Source organism: Paenisporosarcina sp. P4_E4_2 (assembly GCF_056401595.1).
On record NZ_JBFUJC010000015.1, the window covers coordinates 1 to 21155 of the forward strand.

The 21155-nt window shown below is 39.9% G+C and carries 27 protein-coding genes and 1 riboswitch; of the genes, 25 read left to right on the plus strand and 2 right to left on the minus strand.

Translation table 11 applies throughout. From position 1 onward, the window contains the following. The first annotated feature begins 20 nt into the window (after positions 1-20). From flaG to flgL, 12 genes are all read left to right on the plus strand, one after another. Positions 21-365, plus strand: a complete 345-nt coding sequence (gene flaG / locus AC1DSB_RS03095; RefSeq protein ID WP_016429513.1) for a flagellar protein FlaG — start codon at positions 21-23, stop codon at positions 363-365. Between the two features lie 61 nt (positions 366-426). After that, entirely contained in the window at positions 427-1917 is a 1491-nt protein-coding gene (gene fliD, locus AC1DSB_RS03100; RefSeq protein ID WP_477531388.1) for a flagellar filament capping protein FliD, read from the plus strand. Beyond that, positions 1917-2306, plus strand: coding sequence for a flagellar protein FliT (fliT, locus tag AC1DSB_RS03105; RefSeq protein ID WP_477531387.1), 390 nt, complete (start codon positions 1917-1919; stop codon positions 2304-2306). Before fliD ends, fliT begins: the two co-directional genes overlap by 1 nt. A gap of 18 nt (positions 2307-2324) precedes the next feature. Next, the gene (gene fliS, locus AC1DSB_RS03110; protein ID WP_477531386.1) at positions 2325-2702 is read left to right on the plus strand and encodes a flagellar export chaperone FliS; all 378 of its coding nucleotides are present in this window, start codon (positions 2325-2327) and stop codon (positions 2700-2702) included. 48 nt (positions 2703-2750) lie between these two features. Further along, positions 2751-3554, plus strand: a complete 804-nt coding sequence (gene motA / locus AC1DSB_RS03115) for a flagellar motor stator protein MotA (RefSeq protein WP_016429517.1) — start codon at positions 2751-2753, stop codon at positions 3552-3554. Beyond that, positions 3544-4317 carry a flagellar motor protein MotB gene (motB, locus tag AC1DSB_RS03120; RefSeq protein ID WP_477531385.1) on the plus strand — a complete coding sequence of 258 codons (774 nt, stop codon included), beginning with the start codon at positions 3544-3546 and terminating at the stop codon, positions 4315-4317. The genes motA and motB overlap by 11 nt, the downstream gene beginning before the upstream one ends. 11 nt (positions 4318-4328) lie before the next feature. After that, the gene (locus tag AC1DSB_RS03125; RefSeq protein WP_477531384.1) at positions 4329-4754 is read left to right on the plus strand and encodes a flagellar basal body-associated FliL family protein; all 426 of its coding nucleotides are present in this window, start codon (positions 4329-4331) and stop codon (positions 4752-4754) included. Between the two features lie 68 nt (positions 4755-4822). Further along, on the plus strand, positions 4823-5260 hold the full coding sequence (locus tag AC1DSB_RS03130; RefSeq protein ID WP_477531383.1) for a flagellar protein: 438 nt from the start codon (positions 4823-4825) through the stop codon (positions 5258-5260). Positions 5261-5285: 25 nt separating this feature from the next. Next, a complete protein-coding gene (flgM, locus tag AC1DSB_RS03135; protein WP_016429521.1) occupies positions 5286-5558 on the plus strand; it encodes a flagellar biosynthesis anti-sigma factor FlgM in 273 nt (90 codons plus the stop codon). A gap of 29 nt (positions 5559-5587) precedes the next feature. Continuing rightward, complete coding sequence (locus AC1DSB_RS03140; protein WP_477585736.1) at positions 5588-6070, plus strand: flagellar protein FlgN; 483 nt, start codon at positions 5588-5590, stop codon at positions 6068-6070. 25 nt (positions 6071-6095) lie between these two features. Then, entirely contained in the window at positions 6096-7394 is a 1299-nt protein-coding gene (gene flgK / locus AC1DSB_RS03145; protein ID WP_477531382.1) for a flagellar hook-associated protein FlgK, read from the plus strand. Positions 7395-7416: 22 nt separating this feature from the next. Further along, on the plus strand, positions 7417-8301 hold the full coding sequence (flgL, locus tag AC1DSB_RS03150; RefSeq protein ID WP_477585738.1) for a flagellar hook-associated protein FlgL: 885 nt from the start codon (positions 7417-7419) through the stop codon (positions 8299-8301). Between the two features lie 583 nt (positions 8302-8884). Here the strand turns inward: flgL and AC1DSB_RS03155 are convergent. Next, positions 8885-9715 carry a flagellar hook-basal body protein gene (locus AC1DSB_RS03155; protein WP_477531380.1) on the minus strand — a complete coding sequence of 277 codons (831 nt, stop codon included), beginning with the start codon at positions 9713-9715 and terminating at the stop codon, positions 8885-8887. Between the two features lie 14 nt (positions 9716-9729). Further along, a complete protein-coding gene (locus AC1DSB_RS03160; protein ID WP_477585740.1) occupies positions 9730-10572 on the minus strand; it encodes a flagellar hook-basal body protein in 843 nt (280 codons plus the stop codon). A gap of 230 nt (positions 10573-10802) precedes the next feature. Then, a riboswitch (cyclic di-GMP riboswitch) is annotated at positions 10803-10887 on the plus strand. An 83-nt stretch (positions 10888-10970) separates the two neighbouring features. Here AC1DSB_RS03160 and flgB point away from each other — a divergent pair. The 13 genes from flgB to fliM all read left to right on the plus strand — a co-directional run. Next, positions 10971-11372: a flagellar basal body rod protein FlgB gene (gene flgB, locus AC1DSB_RS03165; protein ID WP_477531379.1), complete on the plus strand. Its 402-nt coding sequence runs from the start codon at positions 10971-10973 to the stop codon at positions 11370-11372. A gap of 5 nt (positions 11373-11377) precedes the next feature. Next, positions 11378-11833 carry a flagellar basal body rod protein FlgC gene (gene flgC / locus AC1DSB_RS03170; RefSeq protein ID WP_477531378.1) on the plus strand — a complete coding sequence of 152 codons (456 nt, stop codon included), beginning with the start codon at positions 11378-11380 and terminating at the stop codon, positions 11831-11833. Between the two features lie 24 nt (positions 11834-11857). After that, a complete protein-coding gene (gene fliE / locus AC1DSB_RS03175; protein ID WP_477531377.1) occupies positions 11858-12154 on the plus strand; it encodes a flagellar hook-basal body complex protein FliE in 297 nt (98 codons plus the stop codon). Between the two features lie 22 nt (positions 12155-12176). Further along, a complete protein-coding gene (fliF, locus tag AC1DSB_RS03180) occupies positions 12177-13820 on the plus strand; it encodes a flagellar basal-body MS-ring/collar protein FliF (RefSeq protein WP_016429530.1) in 1644 nt (547 codons plus the stop codon). Between the two features lie 11 nt (positions 13821-13831). Further along, positions 13832-14845 carry a flagellar motor switch protein FliG gene (fliG, locus tag AC1DSB_RS03185; RefSeq protein WP_477531376.1) on the plus strand — a complete coding sequence of 338 codons (1014 nt, stop codon included), beginning with the start codon at positions 13832-13834 and terminating at the stop codon, positions 14843-14845. Further along, positions 14838-15635: a FliH/SctL family protein gene (locus tag AC1DSB_RS03190; protein WP_477531375.1), complete on the plus strand. Its 798-nt coding sequence runs from the start codon at positions 14838-14840 to the stop codon at positions 15633-15635. Before fliG ends, AC1DSB_RS03190 begins: the two co-directional genes overlap by 8 nt. After that, positions 15616-16938, plus strand: coding sequence for a flagellar protein export ATPase FliI (gene fliI, locus AC1DSB_RS03195; protein WP_016429533.1), 1323 nt, complete (start codon positions 15616-15618; stop codon positions 16936-16938). Before AC1DSB_RS03190 ends, fliI begins: the two co-directional genes overlap by 20 nt. Next, positions 16935-17399: a flagellar export protein FliJ gene (fliJ, locus tag AC1DSB_RS03200; protein ID WP_016429534.1), complete on the plus strand. Its 465-nt coding sequence runs from the start codon at positions 16935-16937 to the stop codon at positions 17397-17399. Before fliI ends, fliJ begins: the two co-directional genes overlap by 4 nt. 7 nt (positions 17400-17406) lie before the next feature. Next, complete coding sequence (locus tag AC1DSB_RS03205) at positions 17407-18735, plus strand: flagellar hook-length control protein FliK (protein WP_477531374.1); 1329 nt, start codon at positions 17407-17409, stop codon at positions 18733-18735. A gap of 18 nt (positions 18736-18753) precedes the next feature. Next, positions 18754-19218 (plus strand): flagellar hook capping FlgD N-terminal domain-containing protein, encoded by a 465-nt coding sequence (locus tag AC1DSB_RS03210; protein WP_477531373.1) that lies wholly within the window; start codon positions 18754-18756, stop codon positions 19216-19218. A gap of 42 nt (positions 19219-19260) precedes the next feature. Continuing rightward, the gene (locus AC1DSB_RS03215; protein WP_036660289.1) at positions 19261-20085 is read left to right on the plus strand and encodes a flagellar hook-basal body complex protein; all 825 of its coding nucleotides are present in this window, start codon (positions 19261-19263) and stop codon (positions 20083-20085) included. A 52-nt stretch (positions 20086-20137) separates the two neighbouring features. Then, the gene (locus AC1DSB_RS03220; protein WP_036660291.1) at positions 20138-20353 is read left to right on the plus strand and encodes a flagellar FlbD family protein; all 216 of its coding nucleotides are present in this window, start codon (positions 20138-20140) and stop codon (positions 20351-20353) included. Between the two features lie 16 nt (positions 20354-20369). Further along, on the plus strand, positions 20370-21155 hold a 786-nt coding region (fliM, locus tag AC1DSB_RS03225), incomplete at its 3' end, for a flagellar motor switch protein FliM (protein WP_477585742.1).

A 21155-nucleotide genomic window follows, 5' to 3' on the forward strand; every position in this document is an offset into this window, starting at 1 on the left:
ATACAAGGGGATAGCCACTGATGGAAGTTAAACCAGCACCTGCAATACCGTTTCCAAAGAAAGTCGATCTTGCAATGGAGTATCCTGTCAAAGGTCCAGTTCAATTAGAAGAACCGACCACTGAACTAAAAGAGAAAGTAACTAAAGAAATGCTGATAGATAAAGTCGAGGGGATGAATGAGTTCCTGGAACCGACTCCTACTGAAATAAAATTCAAACTGCATGAAAAACTGGATATCTATTATGTACAAGTAATCGATACAAACTCGGATACAGTCCTGAAGGAAATTCCACAAAAGAAATTTCTTGATATGTATGCTTCTATGGCGGAGTTAATGGGTTTGATTGTGGATGACAAATTTTAATTAAGTCTATTATAAAAATCATGACATAAACACAGAAACGAAAGAAGTGGAGTGAGGTAAATTGCGTATTGGCGGAATAGCATCAGGAATGGATACGGATTCATTAGTCAAGGAACTTATGAATGCACAGAAAATGCCCTTAAATAAATTGACTCAGAACAAAATATGGACGGAATGGCAACGGGACGCCAATCGAGAATTTAATATATCTCTATCAAAGTTACGGACAACTGCAAGTGACCTGCGTTTTCAAAGTTCATTCAATGCCTTTAGTGCAACGTCATCAAATCCGAGCAGTTTGACGGCATCAACAACAGCCAACGCATTGAATGGTACTTATCAGGTAGAAGTAGTGAATGTTGCGAGTCCTGCAAAAATCCATTCTGCCGGCATGATTGAAAAAGTCGCTGGAGTTGCTGCTAAATCAACTGATGTAATTCCTGCTACAGGAATGATCACAATTAAAGATAATGCGGGCACGGTTTTGGGAAGCGTTGATGTTACTAGTGGCTTGACTTATGCCGAGGTCGCGAAAAAACTTCAGGAATCAACAGCAGGAAAGACAACCGAGTTACGAGCGAGCTTTGATGACACTACATCGAGCTTCTTCATGTCGACCAAAGGCATGGGTTCTGATCAAAACTTCACGTTGGAATTCAGTAATGACCTGTTAGCCAAACAAGTAATAAACGATGGCACCAATACGGTCTTCACCACTGGCACTGCTGTAGGGGATGGCTTCATGTCATCCGCTACAAATGGAGAAGTGAAATTCGACGGAATTACTGTCAATAACTTGACGACAAACAAAACAACAATAAATGGCCTTACCATAAATCTATTACAAAAAGGCACATCCACTATTACGGTTCAATCAGATACAGCCAAACCATTAGAAATGATAAAAAATTTAGTGGAGAAATACAATGAAACAATTTCTGAAATCGAGAAAAAGCTGGTAGAGAAACGCTATCCAGACTTCAAACCACTTTCCGATGAACAACGAAAAGACATGAGTGAAAAGGAAGTGGAACTGTGGGAAGAGAAAGCAAGAAGTGGTTTGATTCGAAATGACCCAATGCTGAAAAGTGCATTGCAAAATCTAAGAAGCGCCTTCATGAATCCCGTCGCAGGAATTGCTAATGGTAATACCAATATGCTTTCTCAAATTGGTATTAATACTGGTAAGTACAGTGAGGGAGGAAAACTATTCATTGATGAAAATAAGCTAAAAGAGGCATTGTCAAATAAACCTGATGAAGTCATGGAGTTATTTACTAACAGTGAAAACGGCATTGGTAACCGAGTTTATCAGGAACTGAACGATGTTGTAAAAAGTTTGAGTGAACGTGCAGGCAGTACAACGAGTGCTGTCGACAACAGTACTATGTCAAAAAAAATCACTCAAATGAACAAAGAAATTAGTAAATGGAATGACCGGTTAAAGATGGTTGAAAACCGCTATTGGAAGCAGTTCACGGCCATGGAAAAAGCATTGAGTCAGATGAATTCACAAAGTTCTTGGATGCAACAGAATATGAGTGGCATGTAATGATTGGGTACCAAAACGTACTAGCCGAATTTCTTCAAATGACCGAAGAAATCCATAATCAAGCTAAAACACTTAATTCAAATATGAAAGATAATGAAACTGGTCAAGTGGAAACCTTGCTATCCCTTTTCGATAAAAGACAACAGCTGATTTCTCAGCTGGATACATACATGCAACAGACTGACTTTCACTGGACAGAAGAAGATAAGAAAGTAATTCAGCAAATGAAAGAAACCGAACAATTGATCCAGACGCTTATGAAGGGTTTACATCAGTCGTTCAAGTCGCAAATGAATCAAATCACTCAAACGAAACAAGGGTCTAGGAAGTTTGTGGATGCGTATCAGAATGTATCGACCGAGGGATCTTTTATCGATAAACGGAAGTAAAAAGCAGGAGGATTCAATATGTCAGTGATCAACCCTTACCAAACTTACCAGCAAAATTCAGTGATGACCGCATCTCCGCAGGAGCTTACACTGATGTTATATAACGGTTGCTTGAAGTTCATCAGGCTGTCCAAAAAAGCGATGACCGAAAAGAATTACGAGGTAAAAAATACAAATATCATTAAGGCACAAAACATAATTCAAGAGCTGCGAATCACCTTGAACCAAGAAATCGAAATTTCCAACAATATGACACAACTTTACGAATATATGTACACTCGACTGGTTGACGCCAATATGAAAAATAACCTGGAAATACTGGAAGAAGTTGAAGGGTATGTTGTAGAGTTGCGTGATACATGGAAGCAAGTCATTGAGCTTGCGAAAAAGAACTAAAGGTCACGGTACGTTTGTTATTCTTTGAAATTGAAATGAGGGTTTGGTGTGGATAAGACATCATGGTTAGGCATAATACTTGGAATGTTCGTACTGGTCGGTGGGATGATTTTGAAAGGCTCCGATCCAATCGCTTTATATAATCCTGCGGCACTCGTCATTATTTTTGGCGGAACAGTTGCCTGCATACTTATTGCGTTTCCATTTGAAGAAGTGAAGAAAATCCCTGTTCTATTTAAGGTGATTTTTTCTGAGTCGAAGATGGTTTCTCTTAAAGAATTGATTCCAGTGTTCACGGGGTGGGCGATGGTCGCAAGAAGAGAAGGATTACTGGCATTGGAAGAGCGTTCGGAAGAAGTGGAAGACCCATTTTTACAACGTGGTTTGAAAATGGTGGTTGATGGACAATCACAGGAACATATTCGTGAACTGATGGAAGAAGAAATTGCTGCGATGGAAGACAGACATGAGCTTGGGGCGAAAATTTTTACACAAGCTGGTACATATGCACCTACACTCGGGGTACTCGGTGCCGTAATGGGATTGGTATCGGCACTTGGCCACTTAGACGATATTTCATTGCTTGGTAAATCCATTTCGGCGGCATTTATTGCTACTTTGTTCGGTATTTTTACGGGGTATGTCATGTGGCATCCATTTGCCAATAAATTAAAGCGTAAATCAGAGCAGGAAGCCAGAATGAAATCGATTATGTTAGAAGGCTTGCTGGCTGTTCAGGAAGGTCTTCCAGTACGTATAGTAGAAGAGAAATTACTGACGTATTTACCTGCTAAAGATCGCGTTCTTGTGCAGGAAGAAAAAACAAGAGAAGGTGTTCGCGTTGAAGCGTAAGAAAAAACATGAAGATCATGTTAATGAATCATGGCTGATTCCTTATGCCGATATTTTGACGCTATTACTCGCTCTTTTCATCGTATTGTTTGCGGCAAGTGAAGTCGATTCACAGAAATTCAAGGAAATCTCAGAGTCATTTAATAATGAGCTTCAAGGTGGGACAGGCATTCTGGACGAAGAAGCGGCTATTGAAATTATGACTGATACGTCCAAAATCTCCAAACTGGATGAGATTAAACCTGAAACTGGAGTGAAATCAGTAGCTGAAATAACCCTTGAGCAGGACCTTAAAGAACTCGGGGAACTCAGGGGGAAAATTGAAGTTTACATAAAAGACAAGGGATTATCTACAAAAATTGAAACAGCTCTGACAAGCAAAGGGTTGGTGTTGAAGATAAAAGAAGGGGTACTTTATCCTTCGGGTAGTGCGGATATAAACGAAGAATCAAGAACGATTGCGGTTGAGATTTCAAATTTACTGGTTACAGACCTACCACGGAACATTTATATTGATGGTCATACGGATAATATTCCGGCTAATTCAGAAGAGTTTCCATCAAACTGGGAATTGAGTGCTGCAAGGGCCATCAATTTCATGAAAATACTACTTGAAAATAAACAGTTAGATCCGAAAGTGTTTAGTGCAACGGGATATGGTGAGTACAGACCGATTACTACAAATGACACTCCAGAAGGCAGAGCAGAAAACCGACGTGTGGAAGTTTTGATATCACCGTACAAGCAAGAAACTAACCACTGAAGAGGTGTACCATGGGAAAAATGAAAGTTTTAGTCATCCTCTTCTTCGCTATCATTTTATTAGGCGGGGGAGCCATGTTTTTTTTGAAAGAAGAAGTAATGGGCAAGGAAAAGGAAAAAGTAATTTCAGCAGAAGAACTGGTTGAAATGAGTGTTGACACCGACGTCATCACAACCAATCTAGCATCCGCCAACAATTTTGCAATTGTTCAGTTCAATATTTTGTTAAGTAGCAAGGAAACGAAAGAAGAGGCGGAAAAACGTAAACCTGAAGTACGCGCAGCCATCATTTCCACTGTTGCTGGCTTTACAAAGGACGAGTTAATTGGCAAGGAAGGCATTGTCAAACTTGAAAAGGAACTATCTGCAAAACTTGAAGGTATTGTGGAAACAGGAGAAGTCGAACGGGTATTGGTAACGGAATTTAAATTACAATAATTCGTATTTGTACTAAACATTTTGTGAGAAGTGCCGATATATACATTAGAAAGATTCAGGTGATTTAAATGCAATCAGGTCAATTGGATAACTGCAGGATTTGTGGCAAATTGTTTCTCAGAGAGCATACAGATTATTGCTTGAGCTGTTACAAAAAAACTGAGGAAGATTTCAAACTGGTTGCCGACTTTTTAAAAGACGAGAAAAATCGTTTTGCTACGATTGAAGAAGTAAGCATAGAAACGGATGTTTCCTTGAAACAGGTTGCTGATTTCATTCGTGACGGTCGTATATTTGCAGAGGACTACCCGAACCTGGGTTACCGCTGTGCGCATTGTAGTAAAAAGATAAAAAGACAATTGTTATGTGACGAGTGTTTCAATCAATTCTCATCTGAAATCAATCAAACCTTGAAAAGAGAAAATCTCCAAAATGAGATTAGAAATAAACAAGATAAAAAATCGACAAAAGTGAACACGCCACAATATTGGCAGTTAAAGAAATGAAAATAAACGACAGGGCGGTGAAGGAATGAATATCGATAAGACGACAGGTTCTTCCTTTATTCAATCTTATCAAAAACAAATGCAGGTCTCCCAAGTTGGCAAAACGAGACCATTGCAAAAAGAAGACCAGCTTCAAATTTCAAATCAAGCAAAAGAGTTATTTGAAAAGAACACCGAAATAGATTTAGACAGACAAGAAAAGATCAGCACATTAAAGGCACGAATTCAGTCAGGTGAGTATCAAATTCACAATGATAAAGTGGCAGATAAAATCTATCAATTTTGGTTTGATAAATAGATTTTCGTCTATATAGAGGAGGGTGTCGGATGCTTCAGTTAATCACGACGCTGAAAGAATTGATGGTAATACTGGAAAAACTCATCAACTTGGCGGAACGAAAGAAAGTTGTTTTAGTCGAGCGAAAAGTGGACGAGTTGAATCAACTGGTACAAGAGGAAGCAAAGATTATAAAACAGCTCAATCAAGTAGATCAGGAGCGTGAACAGCTGGTTGAAAGTGTGRTGCAAAATCATCCTTCTCTTAGTTTCAGTCAATTTGTAGAACAACTTCCAGATGAACTTACGAGGAAAAATCTACAATCAAAATTGAAAACATTACAACAGCTCATGATGGAGCTGCATGATATAAATAAAGTAAATGAGTCACTAATTGAAGACTCAGTGAATTTTGTTCAACATATGATCGAACACATTACTAAGTCAAAACAACAACACTTCAATTATCAATCTCCTATAGGTCAACAAAAATCACAAACAAGCAATCGGGGCTTTTTCGATACAAAAGCTTGATTGACGTTAGAAGGTAGGGAATAAGATGGTTTCAACATTTCACGGATTAGAGGTTGGGAAGCGCGGATTAATGATGGGGCAGGCAAGAATTGCAACAACAGGTCACAATATTGCCAATGCAAATACCAGAGGCTACTCACGCCAACAAGTGAATGCATCCACTTCCCCTTTTCTAAACATTTGGACAAGTGGTACGGTCAACCCCGGCCAACTTGGTACTGGGGTCTCATTGGACTCCATTACTCGTGTGAGAGACAAGTTTTTAGACGGAAAATTTCGTGAGCAATACGCAAAACTAGGTGAAGCATCCGTCAAACAAGAAACACTTGATCAACTTGAAACGATTATCAATGAACCAAGCGAAACGGGATTAAGTTCTTCAATGGATCAACTGTGGGGAGCTTGGCAAGACTTGGCGAATGATCCGGATAGCCTTTCCGCTAAAGCAGTAATCAAAGAAAGAGCACAGGCTTTCATCGATACCGCGCAAGCTATGGATAGTGCAATGACAGGTGCTAAAGCGGACTTGGATAACCAATTGACTGCGAAAATTAAAGAAGCGAACGGTTATTTGGAGCAAATTGCCCAGTTGAACGACAGCATCAAACGCAATGGTACGCAGGCGAATGATTTATTGGATAAGCGAGATGTACTTGTTGAAGAACTATCGAAAATTGTGGATATTAAAGTTGCCGACCAAACAGACGGAACTTATAAAATCAGCTTAAGCTCTGGTGAAACACTAGTTGATGGATCAGCTGTTAATGAGCTTGCCACTGTAGCTGATAGTGATCCAACTACTACTGAAGTTATTGTTAGTGATTTAGTCGGAGGCGAATTATCCGGTATCCTTAAATCAATAGATACGGTTGATGAGTACCAAGCGAACCTGAACAAAATTGTCAATGATTTTGTCCAGGCAAACCAGATGTCATCAACGGATCCCAACGTACCTGGAGAAAATCTATTCAGCGGGAATACGATTGCTTCACTTAAAGTCAATCCGTTAATTGAATCTGATAGTAGCCAAATTACTTCTTTGATTCCGGGCAATGAGCAAAAATACAAGAGCGTAAACAATGAATACCGAGCGCTTGTTAGTGAGCTTGGGGCGGAAAGCCAAACGGCCATCCGCAATGTGGCAAACTATGAAGCAACATTGCTAGCGACAGATAGCCGTCGTCAATCGATAACGGGTGTTTCACTAGATGAAGAAATGGCTAATTTAGTTCAGTACCAACATTCATATAGTGCTGCAGCAAGAATGATTTCAACGACGGATCAGATGCTCGATACAATCATCAACCGCATGGCTGCACGTTGATGAAGCGCATGGGAGGAAAATGATGATGAGAGTTACACAGCAAATGTTACATCAAAATTCAGTTCGCCATATGAATCAGAACTTGAGTCGACTGGAAAAAACCAATAATCAAGTGACGACAGGCAAACAGCTACACCGCCCATCTGATGATCCGAATGGCGTAAGTAAGGCTATGAACCTGAAAAGTGCACTTGTTGCTAATGATCAATTTGAACGTAATACCAATGAGGCTAACCTTTGGTTGGATGAATCAGGTCAGACGATTAACGACATGGTAAATGTCATGCAGAAAGTACGTGAACTAKGAGTCCAAGGAAATAACGGGATTCTTTCGGATTCTGATCGTAATATCGTTGCAATAGAAGTGGAAGAATTGACCGAGCAAATTCGTCAATTTGCCAATTCAAAAGTAAACGGCAAATATATATTCAATGGTTTAAAAACGGATGAGCCTCCTTATCCCAATAAAAATTCCTATCAAAATGATACATTTGATACGAGTGGCAAAATGTTTACGATTGCGGATGGCGTAGCAGTAAAAGCAAATGTCACTGCCGATGAGTTATTTGGAAATGCTGCTGATAATACCAATCTGTTTAACACATTGAATTTGCTAGCTTCGGATCTTCGTTCGGGTTCTGACATTCAGATGAATCAAATCGATAAAGGCATCGATCGAATGTTAACTGTAGCAGCAGATGCGGGCGCAAGAAAGAACCGCGTTGAAGGAATTGAAAATCGGATTCAAGACAGCAATATTGAACTTAAGTCCTTGTTATCAAAACTGGAAGATGTGAATTATGCAGAAGCCGTCACGAAGTTGAAAAGTGAAGAGAGTGTCTATCAGGCAAGTCTTGCTGCTTCAGCAAAAATCATTCAGCAAACTTTGATGGATTTTCTAAGATAAAGAATAAGGAGCATTCGCCATATGGTAAGTACTCCTGTTCATCTTGTTGACAAAAGAATATTAATCAAAATAAAAGTATAAAAATTCTCATTCTTATCTTTTGCACTCTATCGAAAAATATTACGGTCGGCTATTTCTTTCGCTTTCTGCGGACGAAACGCTAGCCTCCTCGGCTCAGCTGTCTATGACAGCTAAGCCTGTGGGGTCTAGCTTATTTCGTTTTTCCGCAGGAGTCTTCAGAAATAGCCGACGATCTTACTATTGAAATAATATGAAGAGATACGCAAACAGAAACGAAATCCGTTGATTGGAGTGGAAGCGGAGACTAAAGCCGTGCCCGTGAAACGCGTCCGCCGCAAAGGAAATTAACATTTTCTTGCATACGTTCTTTTTCATTAGTATTCAGTTATATTCAATCTATTTATTTTTTGTCTACAGTCTATAAGGAGCATTCGCCATATGGTGAGTGCTTTTTTGAATTTACATATTGGGTGAACGAAAATAAAACTTCATAGGAAAATTAAACAATAGAAAAAAGGATAGGATTAATGACAAAGTCACTAAACCCATCCTTCTATTTAACTTATGATTTCATTGTATTGACCAAGCCCATCATATCATCCGCAAATGAGATCGCTCTTCCTTGGGATTGCAGCAATCGTTGAGTAGAAATTAATTCGGTCATTTCATCAGTCATATCAACATTGGACATTTCGAGTGCCCCTTGAGTGATTCGGAACGAACCATCATTGTTTCCAATTTGCAGGGTACCGTTTGCTACTTGATTTGCTTCCGTTCCAGGAAGTTGATAACGGTTGGCTCCGATTTTTTCGAGCAGGTTTGGTCTGTTAATTTGGGCAATGCTCAACTGGATTTGGGTTGGCTGTTTTGAAGTATTTCGATAAGAAACTTCAAGTGTTCCGTTTTCTGTTACTTTGATGTTGTTATAATCTCCATCAAAAACAATCGGGCGGTTATTGCTATCGAGAACCGAATCACCAGAAGACGTGACCAAGTTTACTTGGTTAGAATTCAGGATCGGCTGAACTTGAAATGATCCATCTTTTGTATAGTAAGTTTTTCCTTCGGAAGCCACGCGGAAAAATGCATCATTTCCTTGAATCATGAAATCAAGAGGGCGATCCGTTTTTTTCATGGACCCTTGTTCAGTCCGAATCGACGTCTGGGAAATGATTGCACCAGAACCAACTCGAAGACCGTTCGGCGTGATTCGGCCAATTTCGTTGTGAGTTCCGGCTTGCTTTTCAATGGATTGATAAAGGGCATCTGAAAAGTTCGCTTCCTGACGTTTGTACCCGTTTGTATTTAAATTGGAAATATTATTAGCAATGATATCAATTTTTTTCTGCAATTCACGCATGGATGTTGTGGCGGAAATCATTTGGATACTCATGTATTCATACCTCCTTAGTAAAWACGGCCAATCTCATTGACTGCTTTTTCCATGCTGCGGTCATATGCCTGTATGACTTTTTGATTCGATTCGAAACCTCGATAAGTGTTCATCATTTCCGTCATTGTTTGAGTCAGATCCACATTGGATTGTTCGATAAATCCTTGTTTGACGAAGGGACCGGTTAAGCCTGTACCTTCAATGGACTGAGGACCTTCTGCCGGATTTCCTTCCCAGCGTAATAATCCCTGACCCTGTTTWACTAATTGTTCAGGCTGTTCGGTATACCCAAGCCATAGACGATTTGTAGCGGAACCATTTTGTAGAATAATCTGGCCATCTTCTTGAACTGTAAATTCTTTTGAGTTCACTTGGATAGGTTGCAAGTTTTGATTCAAGACATTGTAACCGTCACTCGTTTTCAGGAAGCCGTTTTGATCAACTGAAAATTGTCCATTTCGTGTATACCGGACTTGGTCATTTTCCAGTCCAACTGCAAATACAAGAGAACCCTTTTTCTGAGTGACCGGATTCACGGGCAAACTTTCATCAAGAAGAGCAAAGTCTGTTGTATTTCCTGTGTCTTTTAGTGGTCCTTGAAGAAATGAAGGAATTCCTTCCTGTGTATATACGCCTGTATTTAAAGTGCCCACAGTGGATTGACCCATTTTCATGGTACCGCCAGTCGTGCTTTTCATTTCCATTGCTTTTATCAATTGTTCAGGAAACGCACGCAAGACATTTTGATCTTGTTTAAATCCAGGAGTACTCGCATTGGCTAAATTATTTGTCAAAATTTGTTGTTTTCTGTTATTTGCCATCATACCTGATGTGGCAGTATATAAACCACGAAACATGCCTTTTTTCTTCCTTTCAAACGCGATAGGGTTGAATATGCGTTAGCATAACACGAAGTTGACAGAAAATATAGGTCAATATTGTAAATTAAGGTAAACAAAATACAACAAAAAATAAAAATATACAAATAGACGAAAATGTGAGATTATATTTTTGGTACAAATATTACTAAAATATGACGAAATATGACACGATATGACAATTAGATTAAAATGTAGAGTTTTTATCATACCGATAACGGCAAACTTATTCGAAAGATAAGGACGCAAAGCCACGGGCCTAAGTGAAATCGATAGGGCAGCCGGGTTACCGAAGATGGAAGCTTTTAAAGTTATCCACCTTTAATTAAAGGTGGATTTTTATATGGACCAAACACTTAAACATGGGGGGTTAAAAGATGAAACTATTTCCTCAATCTTTTCAGTCATTGGAGCAGGCATTATCAAATGCCACATTAAAGCAGCGAGTTCACTCGGCTAATATCGCAAATGTCGATACACCCAATTACAAGAGCAAGCAAGTGAGCTTCAAGTCTACATTAAATGATGCAATCAATAACCAAGGCATGTCCAGTTACAAAACAAATGCAAAACATATTTCTTTCAGCAGTGAATCGTCTGATTTTAATCCGACCATAAAAGAAAATAAGTCCACACAATTCAATCCTAATGGAAACAATGTAGATATGGACTATGAAATGGCAGAGTTAGCCAAAAATCAACTATGGTATAACGCCGTAACGGAAAGAGTGAACGGCAAATTCAACAGTTTACGAACAGTAATCAATGATGGGAGGTAGCAGTTATGAGCTTATTTAATGGTTTTAATATCAGTGCATCAGGGTTAACGGCGAATCGTATGCGAATGGACGTTGTTTCTTCAAACATTGCCAATGCCAACACATCTCGTGCGCAACTTGTAAACGGCGAATGGGTACCGTATCGTCGGAAATCTGTGGAATTATCACAAAGTGGGGTATCACCATTTCAACAGCAACTTCAGTCGGCAATGAATAATCAGTCTTCTAAAATTTCGGGAGTTACTGTTTCAAAAATTGATGAAGATAAAGCACCATTTACACTTTCCTATGACCCTTCTCATCCTGATGCTGACGATGACGGGTATGTTCGTTTGCCAAATGTTGATCCGATAAAAGAAATGGTCGATCTCATGTCTGCAACACGTTCATACGAAGCGAATATTACAGCATTGAACGCTTCGAAGAATATGTTCATAAAAGCTTTGGAGATTGGTAAATAATCTATCAGATTGCTAGGAGGCACTATGGATAAATTAAGCTTGACTCAAACACCATTTATACAAAACCAATCAATCACAAAACTAAAGCCTGAAGATAAGGTGGAAGGTTTTGGTCAACTATTTAAACAAACGCTCGAAAAAGTAAATGCCGCACAGAACACATCGGATAAACTGACCAACCAATTGGTAACGGGTGAAGTACAGGATGTCCATGAAGTGATGATTGCTTCACAAAAGGCAAGTCTTTCTTTGCAACTTACCGTTCAAGTACGAAACAAGGTTGTTGAAGCTTACCAAGAAGTGATGAGAATGCAACTATGATTTTTAGGATGAGATGAGATAAATGAAAGAAAAAATATTGGTTTATAAAAACAAAATAATAGAATCATGGGGCAGTTTTTCTCCAAAAATAAAATGGTCTGTGGCCGGCACGTTTTTTATCACATTACTTTTACTTTTTGTATTTGTTTTTTTAAACTCCCGCCCGAGTTTTGCGGCGCTATATACTGGTTTGTCTCCTTCAGAGGCTGGTGAAATCAAGACGGCAATCGAAGAGCAAGGAATTCCAGTACAAGTTTCATCTGATGGGAAGTCTATCAGTGTGCCGAATGAAGAAGTGGCCAACTTAAAAGTTAGTTTGGCAGCGGACGGCATTCCGAAAAGCGGGAACGTAAACTACAGCATCTTCAGTGAAAATATGGGGTTGGGAATGACAGATCGTCATTTTGATGTAGTGGAACGAGACGCAATGCAAAACGAACTTGCTGATTTGGTTAAGCAAATTGATGGCGTAACCGAAGCAAACGTAATGATCACACTTCCAAAAGAAAATGTTTGGATATCGGATGAAGAACAAGTGGCAACGGCATCTGTTGTTGTAAAAGGTGATCCATCCTTTCAACTAGATCAGAAGCAAGTCAATGGTCTGTATCATCTAATCAGTAAAAGTGTACCCAATTTGCCTCAAGAAGAAATTGTCATAATGGATCAAAATGGTCAGGTTTTCGAGATTCAAAAAGAAAACCAACTGGATACGGCCTTATCTGTCTATCAACAGCAACGGGAAATCAAAAAGGATATTGAACGAGATATTCAGCGTGAACTGCAACAAATGCTGGGATTGACACTGGGACATGACAAAGTGGTCGTGTCAGTCATGACAACGATTGATTTCACCAAGGAAAAGCGGGAAGAAAACCTGGTTGAAGCCGTGGATAAAGAAAAGAATGAAGGCATCGATATCAGTGTAGAAAGAATTGTAGAGTCCTATTCGAGTGAAGGGGCGGCTATTGCTGATGCAACTGGGACTGGAGAGACTGAAATCGCCAATTACCCAGGGGTTGATGGTGAGGGGAATTCGAAATCCGATAAAACGGAAGAACGTATCAATCGTGAAGTCAATCGAATCAACCGCCAAATTGAATTGAGTCCATATGTCATAGATGACATAACAATCAATGTTGGAGTTGAACCTCCCAATCCTGAAAATCCGGATAGCTTAACACAACAAAATATAGATGATATCAGCAATCTCTTGAAAAACACGGTAAGTACTTCATTAAGCATGAATGGAACGCAAGTGACGGAAGAAGCGCTGGATGACCGTATATCAGTATTCGCAACGGAGTTCCAAGGAAAACCTGTGGTTGACGGTGAAGCACAGGGTGAATCTTTGTTGTCAATGAACAATATCTCGAACCCACTGTTTTGGATTATCGTTGGGGGTGTTGTCCTACTTCTGATTCTGATAGTTTTAATCTTCATAATCCGTAAAAGGAAGCGTGAACGCATGGAGGAAGAAGAAGAATATGTTCTTGATATGTTTAATCAACCTATCGAAAAAGTCAGCAACTTTGAAGAAGCTGAGGTTGACCTATCCGAGTTCAATACAAAAGCAAATCCTAAGAGAAAAACGATTGAAAAGCTTGCTACAGGTAGACCTGAAGACTTTGCTAAATTGTTACGCTCTTGGATGGCAGATGAGTAGGAGGGTGACACATGGCTAAAAATGCAAGAGAGCTAAGTGGGATACAAAAAGTTGCCGTATTGTTAGTGGGATTGGGACCGGACGTGTCTGTGGAAATTTTTAAACAGTTGACGGAACAAGAAATTGATCAAGTAACAATGGAAATTTCAAATATACGACAATTAAAAAACAGTCAAACAGAACAGGTAATCGATGAATTTTATGAAATGATTCTTGCCCAAGATTATATGAATGAAGGCGGCCTAGAATATGCAAAGGATATTCTTGAAAAAGCGCTAGGTAAAGAAAAGGCAATGGATGCAATTGGCAGATTAACGAGCAGGTTGCAAGTTAAACCGTTCAGTTTCGCAAGAAGAGCAGATCCGAATCAAATCTTGAATATTTTACAGCATGAACATTCACAAACGATTGCACTAGTACTATCGTATTTGGAACCAAAGCAATCATCGCAAATCCTTTCTGCACTGCCTCCTGAAAAGCAAGCAGAAGTAGCAAGGAGGATTGCCTTAATGGAGAGTACTTCGCCTGAGGTTATTCATCAGGTTGAACAAATTCTTGAGAGAAAGCTTTCGGCTACTGGATCACAAGATTACACATCTACCGGTGGTGTAGAAGCAATTGTTAGAGTGCTAAGTAAAGTGGATCGTGGTACCGAGAAAGCTATTCTTTCTAAGCTGGAAACCGAAACTCCTGATCTTGTTGCAGAAATCAAGAAGCGGATGTTTGTATTTGAAGACATCGTGAACTTGGATACACGTGCCATTCAACGTGTCATTCGTGAAGTTAATGATGCAGATTTAACTTACGCATTGAAAGTAGCAAGTGATGAAGTGAAGGATACGGTTTATTCCAATATGTCTACAAGACGGGCAGATCAGATTCGCGAAGAAATTGGATTAATGGGTCCTGTGAAACTCAAAGATGTAGAAGACGCACAAACAAACATTGTTACGTTGATTCGTAGTTTAGAAGAAAAAGGCGAAATCATCGTGGCCCGTGGTGAAGGGAATGAAGTGATTGTCTAATATCATTCGCTCGCATTCGCTCCCGACCAATGAAAAGAAAATAATTCATACAAAAAAAATAGAAAGCAAAACATTGGACTTGAATGAACAAGAACTCGATCCAGTTTTGCAGAAGAAACAGTTGTTAATGGAAATCGAAGCATTGGAAACACAGTACGGAGATCTTCAGAAGCAAATGAATAATGAAATGGAAAGTGCCCGAACGGAAATTGAACACTGGTGGTCAGAAAAGCAAGATGAAGCCGTGCAGGAAGCTAGAAGAATGGCAGAAGCAGCATCTGAACAAGGTTTTCAAGCGGGTTTTGAGCAGGGCAAGCTGTTAGCGGAAGAAGAATTCCGGCAAAGACGCGAGGAAATGCATGTATTGATAGAGACGGCATACGAAGAAAAGGCAAAAATTGTTCAGGAATCTGAGTCTTTCTTATTGTCACTCAGCGTTAGAGTGGCTGAGAAAGTTATCAAAAAAGAATTGAAGCAGCATGATGACCAGTTACTGAACGTCGTAAAGCAAGCCTTAAAGCATATAGAAGAGTCAGAAGATGTCACTATGCAAGTATCGCTTGAAGATTATCCGATAATTTTACCGTTTCTGGAAGAATTAAAGACCTATGTAAAAGCTGACTCAGAGTTTAAATTGGTTCCGGTTGCCAACCTTTCCAAAGGTGGCTGTATGATTCATACGGCAAGTGGTTCTTATGATGTCACGATTGACAGTCAGCTGCAGGAGATTAAAAAGCACTTACTGGCTTATTGTGAGGAGAAAACCAACGATGAACCTAAGGGAAGATGAGTACCTCGAATTATTGGAAGAGATTGAGCCAGTAAAAAAGCATGGGAAAGTGATTCAAGTTATCGGCCTGACCATTGAATCAAGAGGACCATATGCAAAAATTGGAGAACTTTGTCTGTTGTATCCGAACCACTATGAGCGGCCAATTGAAGCTGAAGTGGTCGGCTTCAAAGAAAACAAAATTTTGCTTATGCCGTTGAAGGACGTATCTCAAATAGGTCCAGGATGCCTGGTTGTTGCAACCGGATATCCACTCCAAATCAAAGTGGGACCATCTATTTTAGGAAAAGTTCTCGATGGAACGGGCCAGCCGTTGGATGAAAACATACTTCCGAAAGGGTTGAAGAAATATTCAACCAATAATACACCACCGAATCCATTGAAAAGACCGAGAATCGATAAACCATTGGAAGTTGGTGTAAGAGCCATTGATGGACTATTGACAGTTGGACAAGGCCAGCGTGTTGGTGTGTTTGCAGGAAGTGGCGTCGGAAAAAGTACATTGCTTGGTATGATTGCCCGCAATACAGAAGCTGATGTCAATGTAATTGCTCTGATAGGTGAGCGGGGCAGGGAAGTTCGAGATTTCATTGAACGCGACCTTGGTCCTGAAGGGTTAAAAAAGTCGGTCGTCGTTGCGGCAACTTCCGATCAGACGCCATTACAACGAATAAAAGGTGCTATGACCGCTACAGCCATTGCGGAATATTTCCGTGATCAAGGAAAAAACGTCATGTTGATGATGGACTCGGTGACACGCTTTGCTATGGCACAACGTGAAGTGGGACTAGCGGTTGGTGAGCCACCAACGAGTAAAGGATACACACCAAGTGTTTTTGCACTGCTGCCAAAATTGCTGGAACGTTCCGGAACGTCTAACAAGGGCTCGATTACCGCTTTCTATACAGTGCTGGTTGATGGAGACGATATGAACGAACCAATTGCCGATGCTGTCCGAGGTATTCTAGATGGGCATATTGTATTGGATCGGAAAATAGCTCAAAAAGGTCAATTCCCGGCAATCAATATTATGTCGAGTGTCAGTCGGGTCATGCATGATGTTGTATCGGACGAGCACCAGAAGGCAGCTGTTGAATTCAAAAGATTGTTGGCAGCTTATGATGCATCGGAAGATCTGATTAATATCGGCGCTTACAAAAGCGGAGCCAACAAAGAAATAGATGATGCCATCCGTTCCTATCCACTGATAAAAGAATTCTTGCAACAAGATATTTATGAAAAGACAAAGCTGGAAGAGAGTATCGACCGGCTAACAGCGCAATTTGGGGGAGCACAGACGTGACGCAATTCAACTTTAGATTTCAAAAAATATTGGATTTAAAAGAGAATGAAAAAGGCTTGGCGCAAATGGAAATGGCGGATGCCATCAAACAACAAGAAATAGGCCATCGAAAAAAAGAAGCAATCCATAAAAAAATTATGGATGCAGAACGTTTGAAAAAAGAAAAACAGCAGGATGGAGTCAACATTTCGGAATTAAGAATGTTGGTCAATTATATCCATCAACTTCAGGAGCTATTGATTTCCTTGAATCGCGAGCTGGAGCATTTACAGAACAATGTGTCGAGAAAACAAACTCATTTGCAAATGAAAGCTCAAGAAGAAAAGACATGGGGAAATCTAAAGCAACAAGAACTTACTATATATGTTGAGCAAAGCAAAATGGCAGAACAGAATTTCTTCGATGAATTGGCAAGTACAAGGTTTTACCGAACAACACAAGCAAGTTTAGCTGAAGGGTGATGAAAAAATGGAAACTATGAGTTTATCTATTCCTTCCAACATTTCAACTTCAAAGCCCATTGCATCAAAACAAAGTAGTGGGTCAGCCACGGTAAATTTCGCTGCACTATTAGGTTCTGTAACTGCAGAAGGACAAAGTGCAAGCGAAGAAAAAGTAAATCAACAGGAAGCACTGCTGGGAAAACTTCAGGATGTGTTGCAAACCTTGCAGGAAATACCGAAAGAAAATTTGTCACCTGAAGAGCAGGAAATGATGTATGTAATCGTACAGATGCTTTCTCTTCAAACGGTTCAAATAGAAAACCAGCTACATAGTGTCGAGCCTGGCCAAGTAACGAGTGATTCAGTTCAGGAAAAACTGATAAATCAGCTGAACCAGATCGATCAGGAAATTCAAAAACAATCAACTGTTACTAAATCATTCGAAGCCACTGCAGAACTTGTGGGGGTAGAAGAAAATATTTTAGCTGATCCGAAAAAATTAGAGCAGGCATTTAAACAATTGGTCGCCTTTATCCAGCAACTTGATAACGAACAGCAGGCTATTACAGGAAAACAACAGCAAAATGAAGTGGCAAAAATATTTAAACAAATGGACAGTTTTACACAACAACCAACTGACCAAACACAGTTAACTGAACCTCCAAGGAATAATGGACTGATTGTAGACACTTCACGACCACTATCAACACAATCCATTTCACAGCTTCAACAATTGGATGGTAACGCTGCACGAGTGGAACCTGTTCCAACTGAAGTGAATGTCCAAGTTTTAACTGGCGCTGCATCGGAAGTCGCAAAAGCTAGCCAAGCTCCAACGCGCCCGGAAGCAAGTGCACCACCGCCACCAGCACCAACTGTTCATATGTCAAACCTGATTGAAGAGTTAGGTGGGGTGCTGAAAGGTTCTTTCCGTTTAAATGGCACGCAAGAAGGAACGCAAATAAAAGTGAACATCTTTCCAGAACATCTCGGACAACTGGATATTCGTTTGACAGCTTCAGAAGGAAAGATTGCAGCCCAAATCTTCACCAGTAACTTACTGGCTAAAGAAGTGTTGGAACTTCAAGTGAATCAGTTAAGAAATTCATTGCTTCAGCAGGGTGTAACGCTTGATCGTATTGAAATTTCGCAACAGAGTTCGCAGCCATCATTTGGACAACAAAACGCACACCCAGATCAGCGTTTTTCACAACAACAACAGCAACAACAGCAACAACAAAAGCAAGGAAACGCATCACACAATAAAAACGGCTATCAACGAATTGAAGAAGAAGCCGCTATAGAACGTTACCATTCGTCAGAGGGATTAATGAAAGTAGATTATACAATATAACGAGGAAGGGGCATTGCAATGAATGTGAATAGTTCTAGCACGGTCAAAATGCCGAAGGCAGGCGCAACAATGCACACAGAGCCACAAAATGGACTTGGTAAAGATGCTTTCATGCAAATCCTTGTGACACAAATGAAGAACCAGAATCCTTTGGAGCCGATGAAAGATACGGAATTCATCGGACAGATGGCTCAGTTCAGCAGTTTGGAACAGTTAACAAACTTGAATCAGGCAATGAATCTGTTTATTGGTCTTCAATGGAGACAGTCACTATCCGAAAATGCTGATTTAATTGGTAACAAGGTGTATTGGGAGCGGGAAGTAAACGGGGAGTTGCAGTCAGGTGAGGGGATTGTCAAGGGACTAGAAATCGTAAATGGGGAGTTAATAGTCGAGCTTGAGGACAACATCAAGGTTCCAATCGACTCAATCCATCGTATTGAAAAAGAGTCAAAAACAATAAATGAACAGGAAATTGTCTAATCCACAAAAGGGATAAGGCAATATTTGAAAGGGGAAAAACAAATGTTACGTTCAATGTATTCTGGAGTATCAGGTATGAAAGGTTTCCAAACAAAATTAGATGTGATCGGGAACAATATTTCGAATGTAAACACGATTGGATACAAAAAAAGCACAATCAACTTCCAGGATTTATTAAGTCAAAACTTATCAGGCAGTGGTGTTAATTCGATGCAAGTTGGTTTAGGATCAATGACTTCTGCAATCAATGTGATTCATAATCCAGGTTCATTTATGACAACTGGTGTTGGATCAGATGTGGCTATAAATGGCGATGGATTCTTCGTAGTTCAAGATCCAACGGTACCGGCTAATAGTACTGCAGATCGCTATTTGACTAGAGCTGGTAATTTTGTTGTTAATGCACAAGGGAATCTTGTTACTTCACAGGGCTACAATGTAATTGGTAGACGAGAACCTGCCACAAACCCTGCAATCTACGAACCAATTAAGATTGATTCGAATACTTATGAGTCCTTTAGCATCAATCTCTTAGGTGAAGTAGTTGGTAAAGACGCGAATGGAACAGAAACAATAATTGCTTCTATCGCAATTGCACAACCTGACAATCCAGCTGGACTAAATAAATCAGGCGGATCTTTGTATGAATTAACTTCTAAAGCTGATTCACAAACACTGACTCAAATGATTGGAACTGCAACGACAAATAATGTCGAAGTGGGTTCAGGCATGCTCGAAATGTCCAATGTTGATTTGACAGAGGAATTCACAGAAATGATTATCGCTCAACGTGGTTTCCAGGCAAACTCACGTACGATTACTACTTCTGATGAAATCTTACAAGAAGTCGTAAACTTGAAACGATAAAATAGGGAGGGCAGGCTGAGAGGGATGAAGCGTCTCTCCAGCCGCTTTTAACATGATCCAATTAACGAAACTTAATCGAACACCATTTACATTAAATGCTCTTTATATCGAAAGAATTGAATCCACTCCAGATACTGTGGTCACGTTGGGGTCAGGAAAGAAAGTACATGTTTTGGAGTCAGTTGAAGAAGTAACGAATAAAGTGACAGCTTACTACCAAAAATTAAACCTTTTGCCGAGTTTGCAGAAGCCAAACTGGATGGAATGAAGGGAGGACGGTCCTAGTGGATTTCTTATCAGATGAAAATATTGAGACCATTCTATCGTCCTTGAAAAAGGAAGAACCTAAGCCGGTTAAACCCAGCAAGGAAAGAAATGTTAAAACATACGACTTTAAAAAGGCAATGCGTTTTTCACAAGATCAAATTCGAACACTAAATAGAATACATGAAAACTTTGCCCGACTGCTGACATCCTATCTTTCTACACAGCTTCGTACATTCGTGCAGATTTCTGTTACATCTGTTGAGCAATATCCTTATGAGGAATTTATCAATAATGTTCAGAAGAAATCCATTTTGGGTGTTTTTAAAGCGCCACCGCTTCAAGGAAGCATGGTTATGGAATTCTCTCCGGATGTGGTGTATGTCACAGTGGATAGAATGCTTGGTGGACAAGGGAACATCTCCCTAAAAAGCAGCGATTTAACGGAAATTGAAATCAGTGTGATTCAACGGATTTTTGTTAAAGCACTGATCAGTTTTCAAGAAGCCTGGTCGTCTGTAGTAAAACTGTCTCCGGAGTTCAAAGAAATAGAAGTGAATCCTCAGTTCTTAACCATGTTCCCGCCTAATGAAACAGTTATTATAGTAGCATTGCATGCAAAAATTGGTGATGTTGAAGGAATCATCAATATTTGTTTGCCGCATGTAGTGTTGGAGCAAATTTTACCGAAGTTATCCGCTCGCCATTGGTTGGCTAATCAGAAAAAAAACGTGGTTAATCAGGAAGTTGCAGCCTTGGAGAAGAAATTGCAAGCCACGAAACTAAATGTTAAAGCAATATTAGGT